7 protein-coding genes are annotated in these 8,677 nt (G+C 71.9%); 2 read left to right on the forward strand and 5 right to left on the reverse strand.

Annotated features, from left to right (window positions below):
- Positions 1 to 281: 281 nt before the first annotated feature.
- The 4 genes from ACWEN6_RS27110 to ACWEN6_RS27125 form a co-directional block, all read right to left on the reverse strand.
- Complete coding sequence (locus tag ACWEN6_RS27110; protein WP_452573969.1) at positions 282 to 1,385, reverse strand: hypothetical protein; 1,104 nt, start codon at positions 1,383 to 1,385, stop codon at positions 282 to 284.
- 422 nt (positions 1,386 to 1,807) lie between these two features.
- A complete protein-coding gene (locus ACWEN6_RS27115; RefSeq protein ID WP_452573971.1) occupies positions 1,808 to 2,791 on the reverse strand; it encodes a TauD/TfdA family dioxygenase in 984 nt (327 codons plus the stop codon).
- 110 nt (positions 2,792 to 2,901) lie between these two features.
- The gene (gene sbnB, locus ACWEN6_RS27120) at positions 2,902 to 3,915 is read right to left on the reverse strand and encodes a 2,3-diaminopropionate biosynthesis protein SbnB (protein WP_452573973.1); all 1,014 of its coding nucleotides are present in this window, start codon (positions 3,913 to 3,915) and stop codon (positions 2,902 to 2,904) included.
- Entirely contained in the window at positions 3,905 to 4,612 is a 708-nt protein-coding gene (locus ACWEN6_RS27125; RefSeq protein WP_452573975.1) for an aspartate/glutamate racemase family protein, read from the reverse strand. The genes sbnB and ACWEN6_RS27125 overlap by 11 nt, the downstream gene beginning before the upstream one ends.
- 112 nt (positions 4,613 to 4,724) lie before the next feature.
- Between ACWEN6_RS27125 and ACWEN6_RS27130 the strand changes: the two genes are divergently transcribed.
- Together ACWEN6_RS27130 and ACWEN6_RS27135 are read left to right on the forward strand one after the other, a co-directional pair.
- Positions 4,725 to 5,948 (forward strand): cytochrome P450, encoded by a 1,224-nt coding sequence (locus tag ACWEN6_RS27130; RefSeq protein WP_452573977.1) that lies wholly within the window; start codon positions 4,725 to 4,727, stop codon positions 5,946 to 5,948.
- Positions 5,936 to 7,123, forward strand: a complete 1,188-nt coding sequence (locus tag ACWEN6_RS27135; protein ID WP_452573979.1) for an NAD(P)/FAD-dependent oxidoreductase — start codon at positions 5,936 to 5,938, stop codon at positions 7,121 to 7,123. The genes ACWEN6_RS27130 and ACWEN6_RS27135 overlap by 13 nt, the downstream gene beginning before the upstream one ends.
- Positions 7,124 to 7,136: 13 nt before the next feature.
- Here ACWEN6_RS27135 and ACWEN6_RS27140 read toward each other — a convergent pair whose 3' ends face one another.
- Positions 7,137 to 8,555, reverse strand: coding sequence for a hypothetical protein (locus ACWEN6_RS27140; protein WP_452573981.1), 1,419 nt, complete (start codon positions 8,553 to 8,555; stop codon positions 7,137 to 7,139).
- Between the last annotated feature and the right edge of the window lie 122 nt (positions 8,556 to 8,677).

Raw genomic sequence — 8,677 nt, forward strand, 5'->3', positions numbered from 1 at the left:
AGGCCCATTCGTTCAGCCGGCCCACCGGACGGCCCACCCATGACATCGGCCCGATCGGCTCATCCGTCCAGCCGGCCCGCCGTCCGGCACACCCGTGACGTCGGGCGGACCGGCTCTTCCTGTTCGACCGGGCCGACGGGCGGCGCATCGGCCCACCGGCTCAGCGGGGCGGGCGTGGAACGGCCGCGGCACGGAGGTCGTGCCGCGGCCGCGGGGGCGGACGCCCGTCAGTGTGAACCGCTCAGCGAACGCGAACGCGGACGCCCGTCAGTGTGAACGGCTCAGGGGGTCGGGGTGACGGTCACCGTCTGGGTCACCGTCGGATCGGCCGTCGGGTCGGCCGTCGGGGTCTCGGTGGGCAGGGTCGGCTCGGTCGTCGGGGTCACGGTCGGCGTGGGGGTCGGGGTCTCGGTCGGCGTCTCGGTCGGAGTCGGCGTGGGGCAGGACGCGGGAGCACGCCACTTGGCCTGGCCCGGCCACCAGTAAGTGCTGGGCTTCCAGCCCTTGCCCGGCCAGTACCTCTTGTTCGGGCGCGAGAGGTCCACGATGTACCCGGCCGTCGCGGACAGCTCGGGAGCGGCGGTCGCGGTCTCCCCCTGAGGCGCGACCGTCTCGCTCTGCCCCTCGGGCGCGGGCGTCACCGTTCCTTCGGGCGTGGGAGTAACGGAACCCTCGGGCGTGGGCGTCACCGAGCCTTCAGGGGCGGGCGTGACCGAGCCCTCCGGAGTGGGAGTGACGGAGCCCTCCGGGGTGGGCGTGACCGAACCCTCCGGAGTGGGGGTCACGGAACCTTCGGGCGTGGGGGTCGGGCTCGGCGGGACGGGGGTGGTGTCGTCGCCCTGCGGCACGGCGGTCAGCGCCACCCAGTCGCCCTGCTTGATCACGCTGTCGCCGCGACGGCCGGAGACGACGCGGGTGGCGTCGATGATCGAGTACGCCTTCTCGTAGCCGTCCTGGCTGCGCACGGTGATCGCGTCCTCGGACACGGAGGTCGCCCGGCCGGTCTGGGTGAGCAGGGTGACGGTGGTGCAGCGGTCCTTGGACGGGATGACGAACTCGCCGTGCAGGGTGCCGACGAACGCCCACGGGGCCACGTGCGGCACGGAGACGGTCGGCGTCTCGGCCGGAGGCGGAGGGACGGCGGGCGACGGGGTGCCGGTGGGGACGTCCGTGGGCGGCACGGTCGGGGTGTCGGTGAGCGTGGGGGTGGGGCTGGGGGTCTCGGAGGGAGGCGGCGTGGGGGACGCGGCCGAAGCGGCGGCCATCCCGACGCCTCCCGACGTCACGAGCATGACGGCGGCGGCGAGGACGGACGGTCCTGAGAGGCGCCAGCGCGGCCCGCCTGATCCGATCTTGTGCGGCTTGTCAGGGTTGGTGGGCGTCACCGTGATCCTCCATTGGCTTGTCTGGTCAGCCCGCCGCGAACGGCGGCGAGATGACAGGGCCGTTCTGCCTTACCCCCTCTAGAACGGCCCTCACGCCCTCCCGGCTCGATTGTGGGACGCGGAAAACGGTGGATCCCCCTCCCCGGCCGGGCCTGCGGACGCCGCCGCGCCCGCCGTGCACCGCCACGCGCCACCCGCCCCCCGGCAGCTCAGCCCCCGATTCCGGGCGACACGGATTTCACCCTCGACCACCCCGCCCCAGCCCCGAATCCCCTCCCAAGAAATTTCACCAACATTTCCTGACAACCCCCCATCCTCACCCACCGTCCCCTCTGCGGATCCCTCCGTCACGACAGAGGGTCCCGGGACATGGAACGGCCCGTCGCCGGTGCGCGGAGACGGGCCGTGTGGAGTGGAGGGGGTCAGGCGATGATGTGGCCGTCGTTGGGGCGGTCTATGCGGGAGCGGCGGAAATCACGCAGGACGAAGGTGCGCTGGAGCCAGCGGTCGGCGCCGTCGTAGCGGGGGCGGAACGCGGTTCGCCCGTGCATGGTGACCCGGTTGTCGACGATCGCCAGGTCGCCGGGGTTGAGGACGACGGTGTGGGCGACCCGCTCGCACAGCTCCCCCATCTCGGCCAGCGCCCGCTCGGCCTCGGGGCTGAGGGCCTTGGTCGCGGCGAAGTCGACGCGGATGTCGGGGTCCTCCGGCGCGCCCGACAGCACCGCATGGGGAGCGGTGCTCTGGCCGGTGCCGAACGAGGGCGGCGCGGCCGTCACGAAGTCGGGGCTGCTCAGCGCCGTCCTGGCCGCCGGGCTGAGCAGCGGCATGATCTCCCGGATGCTCGCCGTGCGCAGGCCGGCGACCCGGTCGCGGTCGGCGCGCAGGCACAGGAGCATGACGAAGTCCGGCCGGTAGGGGTGGAAGGCGTTCTCGTTGTGGAAGCTGAGCAGCACCGAACCGGCGTTGCCCTGGAACTCCTCCTTGCCGCGCACCGGCACGACGTCCTGTACCAGGGCGCCGGACTTCTCGGCGCGGAAGGCCACGGGCTCGCCCAGCTCGGCGGCGATCAGCATGAGGAGCAGGGCGGGAACGGTGCCGAACCGCTGCACCGAGGTGCTGGTCCCGGGCGTGCAGGGCAGCGACGCCTCATCGATGGGCAGGTTGTGGATGATCGCGGCGCCGCGCTCCCCGGACTCGCGCAGGAAGCCGCGCAGCATCCCGCGGAGGGAGGCGGGCATCAGCATGGACGCCCGGCGGCAGGCGGCGATCATCTCCGCGTCGTCGATGCGGCCGCCCGGGACCTGACGGATCACCGTCCGGGCGATGGTCACCAATTCGTCGGCGTCCGTGGCGCTCAGCCGGAGACCCCCGGTGGCGCTTTCGGCCGTTGCCAGAACTGTCAACTGACTCTCCTAAGAACAGCGGCGGAGCGACTCGTGAAGCGTATTGAGCCGGTTTATGCGGGCGATATTCGCCCGATTTGGCACAGAGCCGGTTTCACACAAGGCCGGTTTCACACAAAGAAGTCGGGCACGACGGACAGGTCGCCGGAGTGACCGGCGGCCTGGTGGACGAACCGCCCGACTGCGAGGTCGAGCACGCCCAGCCCGAACGGCGAGAAGATCAGCGGCCGGTCGCGGCGGACCGTCACCGCGCCGGTCATGACGTCGTAGAGGGTCCCGTCCACGAAGTCCCGCCCGCCGGTCAGCTGCTGGGCCAGGTCCAGGGAGGTGCCGGCGCGCAGGCAGTGGTCGACGTCGTCCACGACGTTGGCGGCGTCCTTGACGATCTCGGGCGCGAGGTCGCGGAGCGACACGTGCAGGACGAGCGGGTTGTGGGCCAGCAGGGCGGGGTCGGTCACGTGCGGCGTGCCGGCGACGGTGGCGAACACCACCAGGTCGCAGGCGCGGAGCAGGTCCTCGGGACGGTCGTGCACCACGGCGTCCTGGCCGGCGGCGGCCAGGTCGGCCGCGAAACCGGCGGCGCGCTCGGGCACCAGGTCGTGCACGCCGACACTGTCGAAGCTCCAGCCGGTGGCGGCGAAGTAGGAGTGGATGGTGCGGGCGATCAGCCCGGTGCCGAAGAACCCGGCGCGTACCGGGCGCCGCCCTCCGCGCGTGAGACGGTCGGCCGCCAGGACGGCCGAGGCCGCGGTGCGCGCCGCGCTGATGAGGGAGGCCTCCAGGCAGGCGTACGGGTAGCCGGTCTCGGGGTCGTTGAGGATGAGCACGCCGGAGGCGCGCGGGATGCCGCGTGCCACGTTCGCGGGGAAGCTGGAGATCCACTTGAGCCCGTCGACGGCGTCCTGCCCGCCCACGGAGGCGGGCAGCGCGATGATCCGCCCGGTGGGCCGGTCGGGGAAGCGCAGGAAGTACGACGGCGGGTTGACGGTGCGGCCCTCGCCGTGGAGGCGGTAGGCCTCCTCGACCAGTTCGACCACCTGCTTCTCCCGGCCGGCCAGCACGCGGCGCACGACGGCTCCGGGCAGCACGCCGAAGGGGGGCGGGCCGAGCTTCTCATCCGGCATGCTGGAGGTCCTTTCGGTAGGGGGCCTGGAGGGTCCGGGCGAACGCGCGCAGCGCGTCGACCACGTTCGCCTCGCCGAGCAGAGCTGCGAGCCCGCCTGACACCAGGTGGAACTCGGTGCAGCCGAGGACGACGCCCGTGCAGCCGTAGCGGGCGCGCAGGCGGTCGACGGCCGGCGCGACGTCGGGCAGCGCGCCGTTGCGCTTCATCCGGTACACCATGCGGTGCACCAGCTCCTGGTCCCGCTCTCCGAGCAGGGCCACCCGGCCGGCGACGCGGTCCCACAGCGGTGCGCTCTGGAAGATGCGCGCCCGCCGCGTCCCCTCGGTGCACAGCAGCAGGAACCTGCCCTCGGCGCGGTCCAGCTCCTCGATCGTCAGGTCCACCAGGGAGGTCAGCCGCGCCCGGAGCAGCGGGTCGACCAGCGGGAGGAAGTGGTGGGCGGTGAAGCAGGCCATGACGAGCCGGTCGGCGCCGCGCGCGAGCAGGTCGCCCAGCCGGGCGTCGAGGCGGCGGGCGATCTCCTGCGCGCCCGGGCCGTCCACGGCCTCGGTGCGGTCGGGAAAGCCGGGGTCGGAGTCCACGAGCACCCGGGGCATGTCCTGTTCGCGGGAGCGGAGATTGGCGTGGTAGAGCGTCTTCAGAAACTCGGCCGAGGCGAGCGGACCCATCCCACCGAGCACACCGAGAACATCCATTGGCACAAACTATGGCCACCGGTTATCAGCCCGATATCAAACGGATTCCCGATATCCAGGTGATAAGCGGCTCGGGCATATTCGGCGGGGACGACAGAATGGAGTCCGCCAAATGACCGAGGTCATGATCGACGCCGTTCCGCTCGCGGACGGCGGAACCGAGCTGTTCGACTGGATGGCGCGCATGCGGGACCACCATCCCGTGTGGCGCGAGGGCGACGGCGCCTACCACGTCTTCCGCTACGCGGACGTGGAGCGCGTGCTGACCGACCACGCCGCCTTCTCCAACGACATCAGTCGCATCAACCCCGAGCTGGCCGAGATCAGCCAGGGGAACATCAACTCGATGGACCCGCCCGGGCACACCAAGCTGCGCCGCCTGGTCAGCAAGGCGTTCACCCCCCGGACGGTCGGCGCGCTCGCGCCCCGCATCGCCTCCCTGGCCGATGAGCTGCTGGAGGAGGTGACGGCGGAGGAGTTCGACCTGGTCGACGCGCTGACCTTCCCGCTCCCGGTGATCGTGATCTCCGAGCTGCTCGGCGTGCCGGCCTCCGACCGGCACCTGTTCCGCACGTGGATCAACCGCATGCTGAACGCGCAGAGCATGACCGCCCGCGAGGGCATCACCTCCGAGTCGCCCGAGTACGCCGACCTGCTCGAACAGGTCACCAAGGACATGGCCGACTACCTGCTCCAGCACTGCCGCGACCGGCGCCTGCACCCCAGGGACGACCTGATCAGCGCGCTGTGCACCGCCGAGGTGGACGGCGAGCGGCTCTCGGAGGACGAGGTCGTCAAGTTCGCCGACATCGTGTTCATGGCGGGCAGCGTCACCACGACGCTGCTGCTGGGCAGCTCCGTGCTGTGCCTGGACGCCCACCCGGAGGCGATGGCCGCCGTCCGGCGCGACGCCGCGCTGATCCCCCCGGCGATCGAGGAGGTGCTGCGCTACCGCGCGCCCTTCACCACCGCCAGCAGGATCACCGCCGCGGAGGTGGAGCTCGGCGGGGTGACCATCCCGGAGAACCGCGTGGTCACGCCGTGGCTGATGTCGGCCAACCACGACGAGCGCCGCATCGACGACCCGGGGCGCTTCGACATCCGCCGCGACCCGAACCCGCACCTGGCCTTCAGCCACGGCATCCACTTCTGCATCGGCGCGCCGCTGGCCCGCCTGGAGGCCAGGATCGCGCTGGAGGCGCTGCTGCGCCGCTTCCCCTCGCTGGAGGTGGACCGCGGCGCGGAGATCGGTTACCACGAGCGGGGCATGTGGGGGCCGAAGAACCTGCCCGTCATCGCCCGGCCGAACCAGAGGGGCGGGGCATGTACGACGTGATCGTGGTCGGCGCCCGCTGCGCGGGGTCGCCGGCCGCCATGCTGCTGGCGCGGGCCGGGTACCGGGTGCTGCTGCTGGACAAGGCCCGCTTCCCCCGCGACAAGCTGTCCACGCACTACCTCCACCAGCCGGGCGTGGCCAAGCTCGGCCAGTGGGGCGTGCTGGACGCCGTGGTGGCGACCGGCTGCCCGCCCATCGACGGCATCGTGTACCAGGTGGAGGACGTGCGGCTGGAAGGCTGCTCGTGGGGGGTGGACGGCTACCGCACGGCCTACGCGCCGCGCCGTCACCGCCTGGACCCGGTCCTGGCCGACGCCGCCGTCGCCGCCGGGGTGGAGTTCCGGCAGGGATGCCAGGTGGAGGGGCTGCTGTCCGACGGCGACCGCGTCGCCGGCGTGCGGGTCAAGACGGCGCAGGGCCGGTTCGAGGAGCGGGCGAGGCTGGTCGTCGGCGCCGACGGCATGCGCTCCACGGTCGCGGCGCTGACCGGCGCGCGCACGATGGTGGAGGACGCCCCGAGGTCGTGTGTGTACTTCAGCTACTTCGAGGACCTGCCGGCCACGTTCGAGGTGTACCAGCGGCCCCGCCGCCTGGTCGGCACGGTGCCCACCAACGACGGGCGCACGCTGGTCGGGGCGTACTTCCCGCAGGCGGAGTTCGAGCGCATCCGCGGGGACGCCATGACGGCCTACCTGGACAGCGTCCGCACGACCGCGCCCGAGGTGCACGAGCGGATGCGCTCGGCCACCCGGGCGGAGCGGCTGTACGGGACCGGCGACCAGCGCAACTTCTTCCGCCAGGCGGCCGGCCCCGGGTGGGTGCTGCTGGGGGACGCGGGCTACCACAAGGACTCGATCGGCAACAGCGGCATCACCGACGCCTTCCTCCAGGTGCAGATGCTGGTGGACCGGATCGGCGCCGACCTCGGCGACCCGGTGCGGCTGGACGCCGCGCTGGCGCGGTTCGGCGAGGACCGCGACGAGCACTTCACGGGCGTCTACCACGGCACGCTGAGGGCCGCCGAACTGGAGATCCAGCCGGAACGGGTCACCATGCTGCGCGCCATCGCCGGCCGCCAGGACCTGGTGGACCACTACTTCTCCACCCTGTCCGGCGCCTGCGAGATCGACGACTTCTACACCGACGACCTCTTCGACGCCCTGGCCCTCGCCTGAGCGGCCGGAGGGATCACTGGACGGCGCCGGACCGGGTGAGGAGGTCGTCGTACCAGGCGTCGTAGGGGTGGTTGGTCGCGGGATAGTTGGCGAGGGGGGTCGTCGCCATGGCCGCCGAGTCGAAGTCCCATCCGCGCACGAGCCGGCCCGCCTGCCGCGCGGAGGTGATGAAGGCGGACTCGGTGGCCGGTGCGGCATAGAACAGGGCGTCCTGCTGCAGCTCCGCGGCGTCGCCCTTCTGGTACTCGTCGAAGGCCGTCTGCCGGTAGCGGACGCGGTCGCCGGTGAACCGGTCGGTGTCCACGCGCAGCGTCCGCGCCGGCGTGGGGCCGTCCGCCCCGGTCCACACGTGGACCCTCGCCGTGCCACGGGCCGAGGTGGTCTTGTCGAAGCGCGCGTCGGAGGTCTTGGCGTTGCCGCTCCACGCGACCGTGGACGCGGCGGTGTTCAGCGCGCCGCTCCACGTCCAGTTCTGGCTGTTGCTCTGGCTGCGGTGGATCTCGCGCAGTTGCGTGCCGGCCGGGCTGGTGAACGCGACCGTCGGCAGGAAGCCGTTGTCGTACTGGTGGCTCGCCGACCAGCTGATCTCGCCGTCGGCGCCGAGATGCCCGACGCGGTACCACAGCGTGGTCGCGCTCGGCGACTGGTGGACCTCGATCAGGTCGCCGTTGTCGTTCAGCGCGACGGCGGGCGTCTGGCCGGTGTCGTACCTCCCATGGCGCAGCCAGCTCACCCGGCCGTTGTCGTACCGGCCGGTCCAGTACCACAGCACGCCCGAGCCGGAGTCGTGCACCTCGACGACCTGGCCGTTCGCGTTCAGCGCGACCGCGGGGTTGGCGCCGAGATCGCGCCTGTACTCCGCGCGGGTCTTGCCGTCGCCCGACAGCAGAGCCAGCACCCGGCCGCGCAGCGCGTCCACCGACGGCGGGCTCGCCTGGTAGTCCTCGGCGGCCGACAGCCGGGGCCCGAACACCGAGACGAGCTCCTGGTTGAGCGCGGTCAGGTTGCCGGCGGCGAAGGAGGGGTTGTCGGTCAAGTCGTCTTTGAGGTCGAGCATGACGACGATCGGGGCGGCGGTGGGATGCTGCCGCGACCAGGCGTCGATCACGGTCAGCCAGTCGCGCAGCAGGTTGGAGGCCGGGTTGCCCGAGTGGTCGACCAGGTCACCGGGCGAGTCGTGGCCGATGGCGTAGTCGTGGGCCGTGGCGTACCCGTTGTCGTGGACGTCGAGCTCGATGAAGCGGACGCCGTGGTCGAGCTGGTAGGTGATGGACTTCTTGGCGCCGTCCACGTCACCGGAGTAGCTGTTGTGCGTGGCGCGGAAGATCGCCGACGGTAACGGCACCTCCGCGTCGGCCCGCGCGCTCCCACTGATCAGCAGCACGGACGCGGCCACGGCGAACACGGACGGCAGGGCCCTTGAAGCGATCATCCTCGGATCCTCACGTTGGGGGGATGGTGGTGCTGAGGAGTTCCTAGCATCAGCCCGGGAGAACAGCGGCGAACGGCGATGGCCACGGGATGAAATCTCCGTGGCCATCGCCGTTGCCGCGT

It is taken from the genome of Sphaerisporangium sp. NPDC004334 (assembly GCF_053602655.1).

Coding starts and splice junctions, on each gene's coding strand:
- sbnB (WP_452573973.1), bottom strand. CDS start 3,915: ATGCCGGATGAGAAGCTCGGCCCGCCCCCCTTCGGCGTGCTGCCCGGA.
- ACWEN6_RS27125 (WP_452573975.1), bottom strand. CDS start 4,612: ATGGATGTTCTCGGTGTGCTCGGTGGGATGGGTCCGCTCGCCTCGGCC.
- ACWEN6_RS27130 (WP_452573977.1), top strand. CDS start 4,725: ATGACCGAGGTCATGATCGACGCCGTTCCGCTCGCGGACGGCGGAACC.
- ACWEN6_RS27135 (WP_452573979.1), top strand. CDS start 5,936: ATGTACGACGTGATCGTGGTCGGCGCCCGCTGCGCGGGGTCGCCGGCC.
- ACWEN6_RS27140 (WP_452573981.1), bottom strand. CDS start 8,555: ATGATCGCTTCAAGGGCCCTGCCGTCCGTGTTCGCCGTGGCCGCGTCC.